The sequence below is a fragment of the Sphingobium sp. LSP13-1-1.1 genome, assembly GCF_040676415.1.
Lineage (GTDB): Bacteria > Pseudomonadota > Alphaproteobacteria > Sphingomonadales > Sphingomonadaceae > Sphingobium.
In genome coordinates, this window is the sequence record NZ_JBEGHU010000001.1 from 524,697 (window position 1) to 540,763 (window position 16,067).

Annotated in this window: 14 protein-coding genes; 10 read left to right on the forward strand and 4 right to left on the reverse strand. The window is 63.8% G+C overall.

What is annotated here, in order from left to right; translation table 11 throughout:
- Positions 1–74 precede the first annotated feature (74 nt).
- The 5 genes from MRBLSP13_RS02205 (at position 75) to MRBLSP13_RS02225 (ending at position 5,980) form a co-directional block, all read left to right on the forward strand.
- Positions 75–950: an AraC family transcriptional regulator gene (locus tag MRBLSP13_RS02205; protein WP_363736449.1), complete on the forward strand. Its 876-nt coding sequence runs from the start codon at positions 75–77 to the stop codon at positions 948–950.
- A 52-nt stretch (positions 951–1,002) separates the two neighbouring features.
- Positions 1,003–1,761 (forward strand): SDR family NAD(P)-dependent oxidoreductase, encoded by a 759-nt coding sequence (locus MRBLSP13_RS02210; RefSeq protein ID WP_363752406.1) that lies wholly within the window; start codon positions 1,003–1,005, stop codon positions 1,759–1,761.
- 26 nt (positions 1,762–1,787) lie between these two features.
- Entirely contained in the window at positions 1,788–3,038 is a 1,251-nt protein-coding gene (locus MRBLSP13_RS02215; protein ID WP_363752408.1) for a sulfotransferase family protein, read from the forward strand.
- Positions 3,039–3,123: 85 nt separating this feature from the next.
- Complete coding sequence (locus tag MRBLSP13_RS02220) at positions 3,124–4,545, forward strand: hypothetical protein (protein WP_363736454.1); 1,422 nt, start codon at positions 3,124–3,126, stop codon at positions 4,543–4,545.
- Between the two features lie 4 nt (positions 4,546–4,549).
- Positions 4,550–5,980: an acyl-CoA reductase gene (locus MRBLSP13_RS02225; protein WP_363736456.1), complete on the forward strand. Its 1,431-nt coding sequence runs from the start codon at positions 4,550–4,552 to the stop codon at positions 5,978–5,980.
- A 25-nt stretch (positions 5,981–6,005) separates the two neighbouring features.
- Here MRBLSP13_RS02225 and MRBLSP13_RS02230 read toward each other — a convergent pair whose 3' ends face one another.
- Positions 6,006–6,821 (reverse strand): enoyl-CoA hydratase-related protein, encoded by an 816-nt coding sequence (locus MRBLSP13_RS02230; protein WP_363736457.1) that lies wholly within the window; start codon positions 6,819–6,821, stop codon positions 6,006–6,008.
- Positions 6,822–7,328: 507 nt separating this feature from the next.
- Between MRBLSP13_RS02230 and MRBLSP13_RS02235 the strand changes: the two genes are divergently transcribed.
- Complete coding sequence (locus MRBLSP13_RS02235; RefSeq protein ID WP_363752410.1) at positions 7,329–9,635, forward strand: arylsulfatase; 2,307 nt, start codon at positions 7,329–7,331, stop codon at positions 9,633–9,635.
- Between the two features lie 12 nt (positions 9,636–9,647).
- On the opposite strand, the gene MRBLSP13_RS02240 is transcribed toward MRBLSP13_RS02235, so the two are convergent.
- Positions 9,648–10,478, reverse strand: coding sequence for an SDR family NAD(P)-dependent oxidoreductase (locus MRBLSP13_RS02240; RefSeq protein ID WP_363752412.1), 831 nt, complete (start codon positions 10,476–10,478; stop codon positions 9,648–9,650).
- A gap of 136 nt (positions 10,479–10,614) precedes the next feature.
- Entirely contained in the window at positions 10,615–11,475 is an 861-nt protein-coding gene (locus MRBLSP13_RS02245; RefSeq protein ID WP_363736462.1) for an SDR family oxidoreductase, read from the reverse strand.
- Positions 11,476–11,654: 179 nt separating this feature from the next.
- Between MRBLSP13_RS02245 and MRBLSP13_RS02250 the strand changes: the two genes are divergently transcribed.
- Positions 11,655–12,518, forward strand: a complete 864-nt coding sequence (locus tag MRBLSP13_RS02250) for an SDR family oxidoreductase (RefSeq protein ID WP_363752414.1) — start codon at positions 11,655–11,657, stop codon at positions 12,516–12,518.
- A gap of 68 nt (positions 12,519–12,586) precedes the next feature.
- Complete coding sequence (locus MRBLSP13_RS02255; protein WP_363752416.1) at positions 12,587–13,339, forward strand: SDR family NAD(P)-dependent oxidoreductase; 753 nt, start codon at positions 12,587–12,589, stop codon at positions 13,337–13,339.
- Positions 13,340–13,368: 29 nt separating this feature from the next.
- Here the strand turns inward: MRBLSP13_RS02255 and hcaB are convergent, their stop codons facing one another.
- Positions 13,369–14,202 carry a 3-(cis-5,6-dihydroxycyclohexa-1,3-dien-1-yl)propanoate dehydrogenase gene (gene hcaB / locus MRBLSP13_RS02260; RefSeq protein ID WP_363752418.1) on the reverse strand — a complete coding sequence of 278 codons (834 nt, stop codon included), beginning with the start codon at positions 14,200–14,202 and terminating at the stop codon, positions 13,369–13,371.
- A gap of 199 nt (positions 14,203–14,401) precedes the next feature.
- On the opposite strand from hcaB, the gene MRBLSP13_RS02265 reads away from it, so the two are divergent.
- Together MRBLSP13_RS02265 and MRBLSP13_RS02270 are read left to right on the forward strand one after the other, a co-directional pair.
- Positions 14,402–15,346 (forward strand): alpha/beta hydrolase, encoded by a 945-nt coding sequence (locus MRBLSP13_RS02265; RefSeq protein ID WP_363752420.1) that lies wholly within the window; start codon positions 14,402–14,404, stop codon positions 15,344–15,346.
- A complete protein-coding gene (locus MRBLSP13_RS02270) occupies positions 15,343–16,053 on the forward strand; it encodes an SDR family NAD(P)-dependent oxidoreductase (protein ID WP_363752422.1) in 711 nt (236 codons plus the stop codon). Before MRBLSP13_RS02265 ends, MRBLSP13_RS02270 begins: the two co-directional genes overlap by 4 nt.
- The last annotated feature ends 14 nt before the right edge of the window (positions 16,054–16,067 follow it).

The window sequence follows — 16,067 nt, forward strand, 5'->3', positions numbered from 1 at the left end:
TTCTCTGCGGGAGGCAAGATGACGCTGGCGCGATTCGGCAGGAGCGGCCGCCGCTGGCAAAGGGAGATGCCGCCATGTCCTTTACGACCGAAGCCCGTTTTTCGTCCCCGGCCGGGATGGTGGAGATACGCAACTATCATTGGCCCACTCCCCTCGACGATGTTCTGGGCGCTGACGCGGCGGTTTTCGGGCTGTCTCTTTCCCGCGTTCCCGATGGATCGGTCGCGCGCTTCCATGGCGAGGGCGGCGGGCCGGATTTCCGGCCCGTGGGACGAATGCTGTTCCGCCCGGCCGGGTCGGAAATGCGCTGCCGCAATGCGGGAGGACGACAAAGGCTACTGATGTGTTCCATGCCGGACGACTGGACTGGCGAAGGCATGCGGCTCCCGGTCGCACATCTGCCGCCCGCGCTGGACCTTCGCGAACCGGCCCTCGCGCGGACGATGCACAGGCTTGCCCATGAAGTCGTCACGCCGGGCTTCGCCGCGCCTGCGCTCATCGAAGCGCTGATTGCGACCCTGCTGGTCGATTTCACGCGCAGCCAGCGCACGCAGCCGCCTCGCCAGGCCAGGGCTCGCGGCGGCCTCGCGCCGTGGCAGATCAGGCGCATCGAGGAAGCGGTGCGCGAAACCGATGGCCCCCCGCCCAGCGTGTCTGCCCTGGCCCGGCTTGTTGACATATCGCCACGGCATCTGCTTCGGGCATTCAGAACGAGCATGGGCTCTTCCGTCCTTTCCCATATCGCCCAGATCCGTCTGGACCGGGCCTGCGCATTGCTATCGGCGTGCTCCATGCCGATCAAGCAGGTGGCGGGCCTGTGCGGTTTCGCCTCCACAAGCGCCTTTTCCGCGGCTTTCCGCCGTAAAACCGGAATGACGCCCCGCGATTTTCAGCGCCGGGCAGGATGTTCGAGTCCGATCCGCGACATAATGGCCGAAGGAATGGACTGATCGCCACCCTTCCCGCGCCCATGCTGATAGAAGACGATCCGGGGAGAGTGACATGAGCATGGCTGAGATTTGCAGATTCGATTATTCCGGACGGACGGTCCTGGTGACCGGCGGGACGGCCGGCATCGGCCTCGCCATTGCCCGCGCCTATCGCGATGCCGGCGCCAGCGTGTTCGTGACTGGGCGCAGGTCCCGATCGGCCGATTATGGTGACGAAATCAGCGGCCTTGGCTATTTCCCCATGATCGCCAACGATCCGGTCGCCTGTGCCGCGATCGCGGCCGGCCTGCCCGCGCTGGACATATTGGTGAACAATGCAGGGGAATCCCATCCGGGCGGGTTCGAAAGGCGCTATGAACCCGACATCTTCGAGGATGCCGTCTCCATCATCCTTTTTGGGCCCTATCGGCTGGCGCACGCGCTGCACGCCGTCCTCGCCAGAAGCGCCATGCCCGGCGGCGCAAGCGTCGTGAACCTCGCCTCCCTGTCCTCCTATTTCGGGATGGACGCCGTGCCCGGCTATGGCGCGGCCAAGGCAGCGATCGTGCAATTGACCAAGACACTGGCCATCGCCTGGGCCGCCGACAATATTCGCGTCAATGCGATTGCGCCCGGCAATGTCCAGACCCGGATATTCGACCATGTGAAGGATGTGCCCGAGGTGATGGAGCCATTGATAGCCCGCACCCCGATGCGGCGCTTTGGCCGGCCGGAGGAAATTGCGGGACCGGTCCTGTTCCTCACCAGTCCTGCCGCGAGCTTCATGACCGGCCAGACCATCCCCGTGTGTGGTGGCTTTTCCATCGCCTGACCGCGCCATTCGATACGGAGGTCCATTTGTATATCGATGATCTCGCTTCGCCCCGGCAGACGCCGGCCGCACTCGCCGCGCTTCAGGCTGCCGAGGGCCAGCCCGTCATCTTGACGCGGGACGCCGTGCTGGACGCGGCGCGCAGGATGACCGGCCTTTCCGATTTCGGCCGCGAGGATTTTCTCCCTCGACTCGACATCATGCTGCGCAGCGCCGACGAGGACGGTCTCAACGCCTTTGGCCGCACATTATTCTTCAACGACATGGTCCGCTATGCGGCCAACCGGCTTCGTGTCGAGCATATGGTCGCCCGGCATCCGGAAATACTGGATGTCAGGATTGACCGGCCGATCATCATTCTGGGCATGCCGCGCACAGGCACGACGCATCTCGTCAACCTGATGGCGTCGGACGACAGGCTGCGATCCATGCCCTATTGGGAATCGCTGATGCCGGTCCCCGCCGAGGGTGTCCCTGACACCCGGCTCGCCGATACCGAGGCGTCCTGGGCGGGCCTCGACGCCTTGCTGCCGTTCCAGAAGAATGTTCACGAACTCAGCCCGACCCATATCCATGAAGAGATCGAGCTGCAGATGCTCGACTTTTCCTCCTACATGATCGAATGGATCTCCCGGCCCTATCGCTGGCGGGACCATTATCTCTCCCACGACCAGACTTCGAGCTACCTCTACCTGCGCAAGGTGCTTCAGGTGCTGACCTGGCTGCGCGGCCCGGAACGCTGGATCTTGAAATCGCCGGGACATCTGGAACAGCTCGGGCCGCTGATGACGGCCTTTCCCGACGCGACCATCGTCATGACCCATCGCGACCCGGTCGACGTCGTCGCCTCCTGCCTGACGATGAACTGCTATATCGACCGCTTGCGGCGGCTGAAGGTCAATCCGGGGGAAGTCGCCAATTACTGGGTGGACCGGATCGAGCGGCTGTTGCGCGCCTGCGTGCGCGATCGCGACCTGTTGCCGCCTGACCGCGCGGTCGACGTCCGTTTCCGCGATTTCATGTCGGATCAGATCGGCACGGTGCGCCGGATCTACGCCATGGCCGGACTCGCGCTGACCGGGCAGGCGGAACAGGTGATGCAGAGCTACATCGCCGATCATTCCCGCGACCGTCACGGACAGTTGGAATATCGGTTGAAAGAGGATTTTGGTCTGGAACCAACGGCCCTTGCCGAAAGATTCCGGTTCTACAGCGATCGGTTCGTGACGGCCCCCAATTCGCTTTCCACCGGTCCCCTTTCCCCAAGCATACTCTGAACAGACGATGCGCCATGGGCGGATGACCGCGAGTGGGGGAGACAGGAGTTCTTGCCCTTTGAGGCACAGGAGAGAGGATCGAATCTTGGCAGAAGCCGGCATATCACGCGTGGTGAACGCCGCGTCGTTCGACGAGCATCCCGAGGAGATGTTCTGGCAACCCCTGGACGCCAGCCTCTCCATGCCAGCGGAAGAGGTGTCGCGCATCCAGCTTCAGGCCGTGCGCAAGCGGTTTGAGGAACTGCGGGAGCATCTTCCGGCCCTGCGCAACCTCGCCGCGGAACAGGGCATTACCCAAATCGCGACCCTGAACGACGCCGCCGCGCTGCTGTTCAAACATTCCGTCTACAAATCCTATCCGGTCTCGCTGATCGAAAAGAACCGTTACGACCGGCTGACCCAGTGGCTCTCCAATCTGACCACGGTCGACCTTTCCGATGTCCAGACGAGCGGCGTCGAATCGATCGACGACTGGCTGGACGCGGTCAATCGCGATGCGGGCGTGCGGATCATCCACACCACCGGCACCAGCGGAAAATTGTCCTTCCTGCCGCGCGGCCCGGCGGAGGCGAGCCGCCAGCTTCGTTCCGGACGCCTCTCGCAGCAGGCAATTGGCCAGCCCGAACCGACCGGACTGGACCAGGTTCCCACCATCGTCCTGGGCAACCGCATCATGTACAATGGCTATGGCGCCATGGTCGAAGCGCTGCTGCACGATCTCTACCAGGGTGACGACGCGATGATCGTCGCCATGAATCCCGGCCGGCTGAGCGCCGATGTCCTGTCGCTGGCGGGCCGCCTTGCCGCCGCGGGCAATCGCGGCGAACTGGGCCGTTCGCAGGTCTCGCCCGCGATCTTGAACCGCCTGGACGACTTCGTTGCTGCCCAGAAGGAAGGGCCGGCACGCCGCGCCCGCTTCTTCGACGAGATATTCGATCGACTGGCGGGCAAGCGGGTCATGATGTCCGGCAACTGGTCCATGTATCATGAAATGGCCGAAGCGGGCGGGCAGCGCGGCGTAGGCGGCATCTTCGCGCCGGACAGCCTGTTCCTGTGCGCGGGCGGCACCAAGGGCGCGACCCTTCCGGACGGGTACAGGGAGACCATTCCGGCGTTTCTCGGCATATCCATGCTCAATGAACTGTACGGCATGAGCGAGATGACAGCGCTCATGCCGAAATGCAGCGAGGGCAAATATCATGCCCTTCCCTGGATGCTGCTGTTCCTGCTCGATCCGGAAACCGGCCAGCCCGCTCCGCGCAGCGGGACGCATACGGGACGTTTCGGCGTCATCGACCTGTCGATCGAGACGCGCTGGGGCGGCATTGTCAGCGGAGACGAAGTGACGATGACCTTTGGCCGATGCGCATGCGGACTGGACGGTCCGTTCCTCGACTCCGACATTCGCCGCTATAGCGAGAAGGAAGGCGGCGACGACAAGATCACATGCGCCGGCGCCCCGCAGGCGCACGACAATGCGCTCGCTTTCCTCGCGGAAATGGACTGACAAAATGACGGATCATGGTTTTCGCGTGCCGCTGGTCATCCGGGGCGAAGTAATCGAAGAGGATGGCGTGTCGCATGGCGGGCGCGGCGGGGGCATCAGCTTTACCGCACCCGATGTGGCGGCCCATCTGGGCAAGCTTGCCCTGTCCACGCCCAGCAGCATGAGCGACCTCCACTCCCTGAGGATGGAGGAGATTTTCGACTATCTGGGCGAACTGGGAAGCCGTCTGCCTCCCTCCCGCAATCCATGGATGGAGGAGGCATTCCGGATATCCTGCCATACATCGGGGCTGGGCGCCGACATCCTGCGCGCCATGTACGATAATATGGACAGGATGCTCGATCCCGCCGCCTTGCGCGAGGCAGCCGAAAATTCCATCGGCATCGATTATCTTGAGAACTGGGTCGAAATGCCGCTGGAGGGGCCGGTGACGGCACGGATCCGCGCCTTTGGCGCGCGCGCAGTCCATATCGTGGCGGGCAACGCGCCGGGCACGTCGCTTCTGACTGTCGCCCGCAACGCCATCACGCGGAGCGACGCGATCATCAAGACGCCGAGCAATGATCCGCTGACCGCGGCGGCGATCGCCCGGACGATGATCGACATGGCGCCCGATCATCCGCTGACGCGCCACCTCAGCGTCGCCTATTGGAAGGGCGGCGACGAGCGCGTGGAGGCAAAGCTCTACACGTCCGGCAATATCGAGAAGATCATCGCGTGGGGCGGCATGGCGTCGATCAAGCATATCGCCAAATATGTGCAGCCAGGCATAGAGCTGGTCGCGCTGGACCCCAAGCTGAGCTCGACGATCATCGGGCGCGAGGCCTTCGCCGACGAGGAAACATTGACGCGGGTGGCAGGGGCGCTCGCGCTGGACGGCGGCGGCCTCAACCAGGAAGGCTGCGTGAATGCGCGCGTCGTCTGGGTCGAAAGCGGCACCGACAAGGCGGGACTGGAGCGGCTCAATCGCCTCGGGCAACTTGTATATGACGCAATCCAGGCATTGCCCCCGCAGATTTCAGGCCCCGCCGTGCGCATGGACCCGGCCCTGGCGGATGAGGTGAGCGCGCTGCGTGTGGGCGGCGATGACTGGTACAAGGTCATTGGCGGCGGCGTCGAGGGTGCGGTCATCATGTCGCAGATGGAAGAACCGGTGGATTTCGCGCCGCTGCTCGCCAACCGCGTGCTCAATCTGGTGCCGGTGGACGACGTCGAGACCCCCGTGCAGGCCGTCACCAGCTATACCCAGACCATCGGTATATGGCCCGAGAGCCTGAAGCGCCGGCTGCGCGACCAGCTTGCGATTCACGGCGCGCAACGCCTCGTGACCCTTGGCAACGCCGTTGGCATGCCCAACCACGGCATCCAGGACGCGATCGAGCCATGGCGGCGCATGTGCCGCTGGATCGTGGAGGAGGAAGCGACAGCGGCCTGAGCGGGCGCTCCCGCTGGGCCGCAGATCAGCAGCCTTTCCAGATCGGCGCGCGCTTCTCGACAAATGCGCGTGGTCCTTCGCTTCCGTCCTCCGATCCGGCGAGGATCCTTGTGGCGGGCAGCGACCATTGCCGCCGTTCCGCATCCTCCAGAGGCAGGGCTGCGCAATCCAGCGCCACCCGCTTGGAGGCCCGTACCGCAAGAGGCGCGGCGGCAACGATATCCTGCGCCCACCGCATCGCCCGGTCAGCCAGCTCGCTGGCCGGTGCGACGTCGGTGACGAAACCCATCTCGCGCGCTTCGATCGCGGACACGGGCTTTCCCGTGAGGATCAGGCCCATGGCACGGTGATAGGGGATCTGCCGCGACAGACGCAGAACGCCCCCGCCCAGCGCCGCCATCCCGACCTTCACTTCCGGTAGCGCGAAAGAGGCATGCTCCGCCGCGACGATGATATCGCAGGCCAACGCCATTTCGAACCCGCCCCCGAACGCGAGCCCGTTGACGGCCGCGATGATCGGCTTGTCCATGTCGAACCGCGCGGTAAGCCCGCCGAACCCCCCGGGAAGGAGTTCATCCCTGCCCTTGGGCGGCGGTGTCTTCAGGTCGAAGCCGGCGGAGAAGGCCGCGTCGCCGGCGCCCGTCAGGATGGCCACCCATTGCTCGTCATCGGCGGCAAAAGCGTCGAGCGCATCGGAAAGGGCGGATTGCGCCGCCCGGTCCAGCGCATTGCGCCGCGCCTGCCGATCCATTGTGATGCGGGTGACGCGGCCCAGCCGCTCGACCTTTATGGGCCCTGCATCCATATGCTCGCCATGGATCGGGTCAGAGGAAGATGTCACAGGATGCTCCGTCCACCGGCCGATCGCCATAGCCGTTCCACAGATGCGATGGGGGCTGCTGGCGCGCAATCTGAAAATTGCCTCCGAATCTGTCCGGAAGAGATCACACCGCCTGCCCGCGAAGCCGTCGTCATTTGCACCACCCTATTTCCATTGCCGGCGATCCTGACGAACGGGCCAGCGCGCCACATCGTCGTTTGCGACTAGTGGCCCGAATCTGAAGTTCGTCCACTGCTGCGTAGGCGTTGAACGAACTACAGACTCATCGAGGTCACTAGCAGATATAGGATTCTAGTGTGTTTTTTGATTTGAAATACGCTCCCCACCTGACCGCTATAATAAGGCGTATTTCACATCCACCACAGTAGGCGCGGATCATAGTCCGATGCTCCTTCCCGCTTTCCTAGTCCGTTCATGGGTTTGACGTGCGCCGCCGCCCTGAAAACTACAACGAAAATGAGGAGAGGAAAGATGGCGAGCCGATTTGGTCGAGTGAGAAGGCGCTGCATGCTCCTCGCGCTGATTGTGCATGCGGTCCCGGCTTTGGGCGGCACGGTGCTGCCATCTACCGATGCTGGAATGGCTTCCGCACCGCTTCCCAACGCCTTTCCGGCGATCCCGACCGCACCCGTGGGCGCCCCCAATATTCTCCTCGTCCTCACCGATGATGTCGGCTTTGGTGCGGCCTCGGCCTTTGGCGGCCCGGTTCCAACCCCCAATCTGGAGCGGCTGGCCCAGAATGGATTGCGGTACAACCGCTTCCACACCACCGCCATGTGTTCCCCGACGCGGGCCGCATTGCTGACCGGCCGCAACCACCATGCCGTGGGCACCGGGACCCTGACCGACTTTGCCCTCGGCGCGCCCGGCTATGATGCAATGATACCGCGAAGCGCCGCCACTATTGCCCGTCTCCTGCAGGACAATGGGTATAACACGGCCTTTTTCGGCAAACATCACAACATACCGAAGGGACCGTTCAGTTCGTCAGGGCCTTATGACTATTTCCCCACGAAGCTGGGGTTCGATCACTTCTTCGGCTTCATAGGATCGGACACGGATCAATGGCGCCCGACGCTCTATCGCGACACAAGCCGCGTCATCGACGAAAAACCGCCGAGCCGGATCCTTGACCAACGGCTCGCCGACGAGGCCATAGACTGGATTCATCAGCAGAAGGCGGCGGCGCCGGACAAGCCGTTCTTCATCTATTTCGCGCCGGGGTCCGCCCATACTCCACATCAGGCGCCCGCCGACTGGATCGAACGTTTCCACGGACAATTCGCGCAAGGCTGGGACAAGCTCCGCGCAGAGACCCTTCAGCGGCAAAAGGCGATGGGCCTTGTCCCGGCGCGGACATCGCTGCCCCGCAGGCCCGATTATATACCGGCATGGCAAAGCCTGTCGATGGAGGAGCGCGCGTTCCAGCAGCGGCAGATGGAAGTGTTCGCGGCCCAGCTTGCCTTTCAGGACGCGCAGTTCGGCCGGATCGTCGATGAGTTGCGGCGCATGGGCCTGAACGACAATACGCTCGTCATCTTCATCGAAGGTGACAATGGACCGGACAGCGCCGCTTCCCCTGCCGGCGCGATCGGCGAAGCAACGGAGATAGCGAACCGGCGACTGGGGCTGGCAGAGCATGGACGGCAGATCGACCAGCTTGGCGGCCCCCGAAGCCACAGCAATTACTCCACGGGCTGGGCGCTCGCGATGAGCACGCCCTTCCCCTACTACAAGCAGATCGCCTCCCATCTGGGCGGGACGCGCAACGGCGCCGTTTTCTCCTGGCCTTCACGGATTACCGAACGCGGCATGCGCAGCCAGTATCACCATGTGATCGATGTCTTTCCGACCATTCTCCATGCCGCCGGGATAAAGGCGCCCGACATCGTCGACGGCGTCGCGCAGCAGCCGGTCGACGGCATCGACATGACCTACAGCTTCGCCGACCCTCAAGCGCCGGATCGCCGCACGACGCAATATTATGAGATGCTGGGCAACCGGGCCCTCTATGATCATGGCTGGCTGGCCAATACCCGTCCCGAACGCAAACCGTGGGAAATGGGTTTTGGCGCCGACGCCAACGTGAACCTCGCCCCTGGCTACCGCTGGGAACTTTACGACCTCGCCGCCGACTTCAACCAGACACGGGATCTGGCGGCCTCGCAACCGGCCATCCTGGCCCGGATGCGCAAGGCGTTTGATGTTGAGGCCGCGCGCTACAAGGTCTTTCCGATCAACGACCGTACAGACGCCGCGCGATCGGGCCTTTCGGCGCGCGCCTATGTCAAACCGCGGAGCAGCTATATATTCTGGGGCAAGGATATCAGCCTGCCCTCCGACGTCGCGCCGCCGATCACCGGACGCGCCTTCACGCTGACAGCGGATGTCATAGCGGGAAATGGCGTGATCGCCGCACTCGGCAGCTTTATGGGCGGGTGGAGCTTCGGCATCGAGGACGGCCATCCTGTGGTCCGCCATGCGCTGACCCCTTTGCCGGAAGATCAATTCCGCCTCGCGGCGCCCACCGTCCTTCAGCCGGGATCGACGGTTCGCCTCTCCTTCGACTTCGACTATGACGGCGGCGGATATGGCAAGGGTGGATTGGTTCGCATCGCCGTCAATGGCGCGCCGGTCGCAGAACGGCGGCTGGAACGCTCTCTTGTCGTGCAGGAGGCACCGGGCGAGACATTCGACATTGGCCTGGACAGCGGCGGCCCGGTCAATGAGGCGGCTGGAGCGCCGGATCGCTTCACGGGCGAAATCCGCAGGCTGGAAGTGACGCCCGGACCGCCGGGCGCGCGGCGGCAATAGGGATCGACCGGATCATGCGCCTGCCTGCATCACCGCCCCCAGATCCGCGCTGTAGGTCTGATGCGCCAGCAAGCCGCCATCGGCAGGAATGATGGCGCCGGTGATGAAGGCAGCCTCGGCCGATGCGAGAAACAGCGCAAGCCAGCCAATATGTTCAGGTTCGCCAAGATAGGGCGTCAGCGTATGTTTTTCGAAGATTTCCAGCGCTTCCGGCGTGACGTCGCGCCTGGCCTTGGACGACAGGACAAGACCGGGCGTGATGGCGTTGCAGCGTATATTCTGCTTGCCGTACATGGTCGCGACATATTGGGTAAAGCTGTTGATCGCCGCCTTTGAGGGACCATAGGCAATGCGCGTCACGTCCCCCTTCACGCCCGAACCGGACGAGATGTTGACGATCGACCCGCCGCCGCGTTCCAGCATATGGGGCAGCGCCATTCGCGTGCACAGGAAAACGCCCCGCGCGTTGACATCGAAAACCCGTTCCCAGGTTTCGACGCTCGTGCCGAGAAGATCCGTATCGTCGGGCAGGACGGCGACGGCATTGTTCACCAGAATGTCGATCCCGCCAAAGGCCGACAGCGCCGCGTCGATCATCGCCCGAATGGATGCCTCGTCACCCTGGTCGAACGTGCAGGCCACCACCTCCCCGCCTTCTGAACGGATGAGGTCCGCCAGGGCGTCGCCGTCGCGGCCCGTCCGCGTGGCGACCAGGACCCGCGCCCCTTCACTGGCCAGCAACCGCGCTGTAGCGCCGCCGATGTTGAGACCGCGTTCGTTCAATCCAGCGCCGGTGACGATGGCCACCTTTCCGCCGACGCGCGATGATTTGGCGACGCCCATTCATGATCTCCTTCGGTCTCTCCAACGATCGGGACAATAGGCCGCCATGCGTGTCCGGCGCTCGTCCATTCAGACATCGCCGATGGAAAGCGCCCGCCGACGGCCCGTTCAGACCCAGCGGACGCCATACCGGTCGTCAGCTCTCCCTGGGACCGGGCACCTGCCCGGCCGCGCTTTGCGGATCTTCGGTCGTCATACCGGACCATTTGAGCGCGCCCATCATGCCGCCGTCGACCAGCAGGTCGGTGCCCGTCACGAAACTCGCTTCGGGACCGCACAGCCAAGCGACGGCCGCCGCAATATCCTCCGACACGCCGATCCGGCCGACGGGCACATTGGACACCGTTTTATCCACGGGCGCTCCGGCGTCCCGCTCGAAATGGATCATGGGGGTGGAGATGATGCCGGGGCTGACGGACAGGATCCTTGCGCCCTTTCGGCCCCATTCGGCAGCGGCGGCCTGCACGCGCAGCTGGTTCGAACGCTTGGCAAGCCAATAGGCGCCCAGGCCCGTGTCCCAGCCAGGAACGGTGCGCACGCTCGCCAGCATCTCCTCGGCCGATCCCAGGGCCAATATCCGCTCCACCTCCGGCGGCACCGGCGCATAATAGGCCGCGTTGCTCGACATGACGACACCCACGCTTCCCTCCACTGCGATGGGCAGGAACGCGTTGATGACGTTGATCGTGCCCAGCAGATTGACGGCGTAAATCTTCTCCGGCGTCGCCATGCGCGGGGATACGCCCGCGGTGTGCACCATCGCATGCAGTCGCCCGATCCGCGTCGCTTCCGCCACCAGCGCGTCGATCGACGCGGGATCGGCCACGTCCACGAGCGTGGGCGTCACGCGATAGCCTTCGCGTTGCAGATCGCCCGTCACCTGCTCCAGCACGTCGGCGCTGACGTCCGCGACCAGCAGATGCCGGCCCGCGCCAAGCCGGCGAGCACATGCAACGCCAAAACCCCGAACGCCCACGACCACAGCCACATCAGTCATTCGCCATCTCTCTTTGAAAATATCCGCCTTGCAGCATTTCGCCTAGCAACCGCCGGACCGGCGGCATCAGCCGTTCGGACGACAGGCCCGCAATGAGGCCGGTTGTCCAACCAGACGATGATCACAGGCAAGCTGCCTTCTATCATGGGCTGAAAACAGCCTATGGATGGACGGCATATATGACAGGATCAGGCGACAAGCCGGTTGCGGTAGTGACTGGAGCGACATCGGGCATCGGGCTGGAAACGGCGCGCGCGCTGGCGCGGGAGGGGATGCGGGTCATTGCGCTGGGCAGGGATGAGGCACGGATCACCAGCGCGGCGAAAGAATTCGAAGCCGAGGGCCTGACCGCGCAATGGGTGAATGCCGATCTCTCATCCATCGCCCAGACCCATGCCGCGGCCGCCCGCATCGCGGAAATTGTCGACCGGATCGACATATTGGTCAACAATGCCGGGGGCCTGCTCGACACAAGGCATGTGACAGCCGATGGGCTGGAAACGATGTTCCAGGTGAACCATCTGGCGCCCTATATCCTCACGCTCGATCTGCTTCCCCAACTGAAGCGTTCGTCCGTTCCCCATGTCATCACGGTATCCTCGATCGGTCACAGCATGATCGACGATCTGCATTGGGACGATCTGCAAATGGAAATCTCTTTCCTCCCGATCACCGCCTATGCGCAGAGCAAACTCGCGAACATCCTGTTCACGCGCGAACTGGCGGCACGCCATGCGGCAGACGGCATCGTCGCCAGCGCCGTCCATCCGGGACTTGTCGCCTCACGCTTTCCCGAAAGCGCGGGCGTAGAGACCCGGACCTATTATGCGGCGGCGGAAAAGAGCGGGGAGGCGCTGACATCGGCGCAGGGCGCGGACACGATCGTCTGGCTGGCGATGGACCGCGATCGCGCCCTGCCATCCGGCGGCTATTTCCATGAGTGCAAACGCGTCGAACCATCGCCAGCGGCGCAGAGCGAGGAAGGGGCCAAGCGGCTCTGGGACATCAGCGCGCGCCTTTCCTCGCTTGAGACGGCAGGATGATGCCGCGTGTTCCGCGCCACATTACCTCTGCCCCGAACGCATGGCAGCAACGCGCCGGAAGTTAGGCGATGATCCGCTTCGACGGCAGGGTCGGCGTCATCACAGGCGGCGCTTCGGGTATTGGCGCTGCAGTTGCCCGGCTCTTCGCAGCCCATGGCGGAACGGCTGTGATCGCTGATCTGGACGGGACACGAGGACAGGGCATCGTCCAGGACATCCAGGCGGCGGGCGGCAAGGCCGACTTCGTTCCCTGCAACCTTGGCGATGCGGCGACGATAGACGGGATGATCGACACAGCGCTGGCGCGCCATGGCCGGATCGATTTCCTGCACAATAACGGCTATGCCCCGTGGAGGGGCGAGGATGCCGGTGCGCTGGCGGCCGACATATCCGACGGCCAATGGCAGCATGCCATGGACCTTGGCGTCACATCGGCCTTTCGCGCCGTTCGGCGTGCCATTCCCGTCATGACGACCCAAGGGGGCGGTTCGATCGTGAACACATCCTCCATCGCGGCTTTTCACGCCGAACCGCGCATCGGCGCCTATGCGGTGGCCAAGGCGGCATTGTCGCAGCTGACGCGCGCCGTCGCGGTCGAATATGCTGCCACGGGCATCCGCTGCAACGCCGTCTGTCCGGGGGTCATCCAGACGCCGCTGATCGACGGGGCGCCCCTTGACCCGGATTTCATGCGGACGATCCCCATGGGAAGGCTGGGCACGCCGGAGGAGATCGCCCATGTGGTCCTGTTCCTGGCATCCGATCTTGCCAGCTATGTAACGGGCGCCATCATCGTCGCCGATGGAGGGCGGACCATCTGAACAACCTGCCGCGGAACCCCATATCCGGGTCAGGTGTGGACATAGCCCTTCTTGAAATGCGCTCCGGTCAGGAAGGTCGTGCCACGTATCCCAAGGCCGTCCGCAGCATTGATGACTTCGCCAGTAGTCGTCGCCGCATTGCGGCGGGACGCAAGGGCTACGAAAAGACCGGTATAATCCGCCGGGTCGTCGCATTTGAGCGGAAAAGCCTGAAACACCATATCGGCGACTTCCTGGGTCTGCGGTGAAAACACATAATCCTGTGGCGCCAATGCCTTGCTGCCGCGCAGGTCGGTCCGCATTGGGCCGGGGCCGACGCCGTTCACGCGCACCTCAGGCGCGAGCTGATAGGCCAGTTCGCGGACCAGGCCGACGACGGCATGCTTCGAGGCCGTATAGAAAATGCCGCCGCCGCCGGGAATGAAGGATGCGGAGGACGCCGTGAAGACCATGCTGCCCTTGGTCTTCCTGAGTTCTGGCGCGGCTGCGTAGGCGGCGAGTATATAGCCTTTGACATTGACGCCCATCACCTCGTCGAACGCGGCGTCCAACTTGTCCTCCGGCAGGTCGAGGAGCATGGCGGGCAAATCCATGATGCCGGCATTGCCCACCAATATGTCGAGCTTCCCGAACTTCTCGACGGCGAGCGCCACCGCCTTCTTGTTGTCGGCGATCGAGCGCACGTCGCCGACGACGGTGGCGACGTCATCGCCGAAATCCTTTTCGAGCGCGCTGGCCTTGTCAGGGGAATATTCAAGGACGACGACGCGCGCGCCTTCCTCCAGGAAACGTTCGACCAGAGCCCGCCCCAGTCCGGAGCCGCCACCCGTGATCAGCGCCACATCGCCTTGAAGCCAACCCATCGACCTTCTCCCGTTCAACGCAAGTTTCGCTTGGCGCGCCGGCCTCGCCGCGCCTGACGGCGTCCGGAGCAATACCGATTATGCAGTGGGGAAGTAGCAGGACGAGCGGCCCTTGACCTAGTCTGGTCAGACGTCGCCCCGCCTGGCATCCTTTTCCTACATGATTGTCTTTCCTGTCACTGTTCCAGAGGCCTCCATCATGAGCCAAGAACCGAGCCTTGCGCCGGAATTCGGCCCTGTCCTGCAAGGACTTGCCCAGACACCTCCCATTCCGACGCTCCCGGTCGAAGCCGTGCGGGCCATGTTCGAACAGTTCAATTTCGGCGAGGATGAAGCACTTGCAGAAGTGCGCGACCTGCAAGTCGACGGCGCGGCAGGACCGATCGCCGCCCGCTTCTATCGCCCGTTAGGCGATCCGCGCGGGTTGATCCTCTTCTATCATGGCGGTGGATGGGTGGTAGGCAACCTCGAGAGCCACGACAAGGCCGTGCGCGCCTTGGCAAATCGCTCGCAATGCGCCGTTCTGGCGGTCGATTATCGCCTTGCGCCCGAACATGTCTTCCCCGCTGGTCTGGAGGATTGCTACGCGGCGCTGCAATGGGCGGACCGGCACAAGGGCGAACTGGGCCTGGGCGACATCCCGCTGGCCGTCGCGGGCGACAGCGCCGGTGGCAACCTGGCAGCCGCCGTCGCTGTCATGGCGCGCGACCAGAAGGGGCCCGCACTGGCGGCGCAACTGCTGATCTATCCCGCGACCAGCGGTGGTCAGGATAGCCCGTCCTACACCGAAAGAGGGACCGGCGGCCTGCTCACCGCAGCCGACATGATATGGTTCTGGAATCATTATGCGCCGGAGGGCATGGACAGGAACGATCCCAGGATGTCGGTTCTTCTGACCGAGGATTTTCGCCAACTGCCTCCGGCGGTGCTGATCATAGCGGAATTCGATCCGCTTCGGGACGAGGGACTTGCCTATGGCCGAAAACTGGCGTCAGCGGATGTTGCGGTAACCGTCCACCATTATCGCGATCTGCCCCACGGCTTCATGACCTTTTATCAGATATCGCCCGCCGCAGCCGGCGCGCTGGACGAGATGGCCGCCAGCCTGAAGAGCGTTTTCGACGAGGAGTTGAGAGTTTCATGACCAGACAAGCAGTTATCACCGGGGGTGCGCGCCCTGACGGCATTGGTTGGGCCGCCGCGCTGGCAATGGCAGACGCGGGATATGAAGTCGTCGTAACGGGCGTTTCCGATCAGGAGGTCAGCGGCGCGGCGAGCCATGCGGGCATCAGCGCCAAGGTGCTGGACGTCCGCAACGATGACGCGGTCAAGGCCTTCTTCTCCGAGTTCGATCGGATCGACGCGCTCGTCAACTGCGCAGGGGCCGCCGATCCCAGCAGCGAATTCACGCCCGAAGGTTTCGCCCGCATCCTTGACATCAATCTGACCGGCACGCAGCGCTGCTGTCTTGCGGCGCGCGATCTGCTCGCGGCGGCCAAGGGTGCGATCGTGAATGTCGGTTCGCTCTATTCCACGTTCGGCAGCGCCGGGACGCCTGCCTATTCCGCCAGCAAGGGCGGCATAGTCCAGCTGACGAAATCGCTTGCCGTGGCATGGGCGCCGGACATCCGCGTGAATGCGGTCGCGCCCGGCTGGATCCAGACGGGCATGGCAAAGCCGGTGTTCGAGAACAAGCAATGGGCCGACATGCTGCTCGCGCGATTGCCTATGAAGCGTTTCGGCGAACCTGGAGATCTGGCCGATCCGATCCTCTTCCTGTGTTCGGACGCGGCGCGCTACGTCAATGGGGTGCTGTTGACGGTCGACGGCGGCTACAGCTGCAGCGGATAAAGCGATTCCGGAGC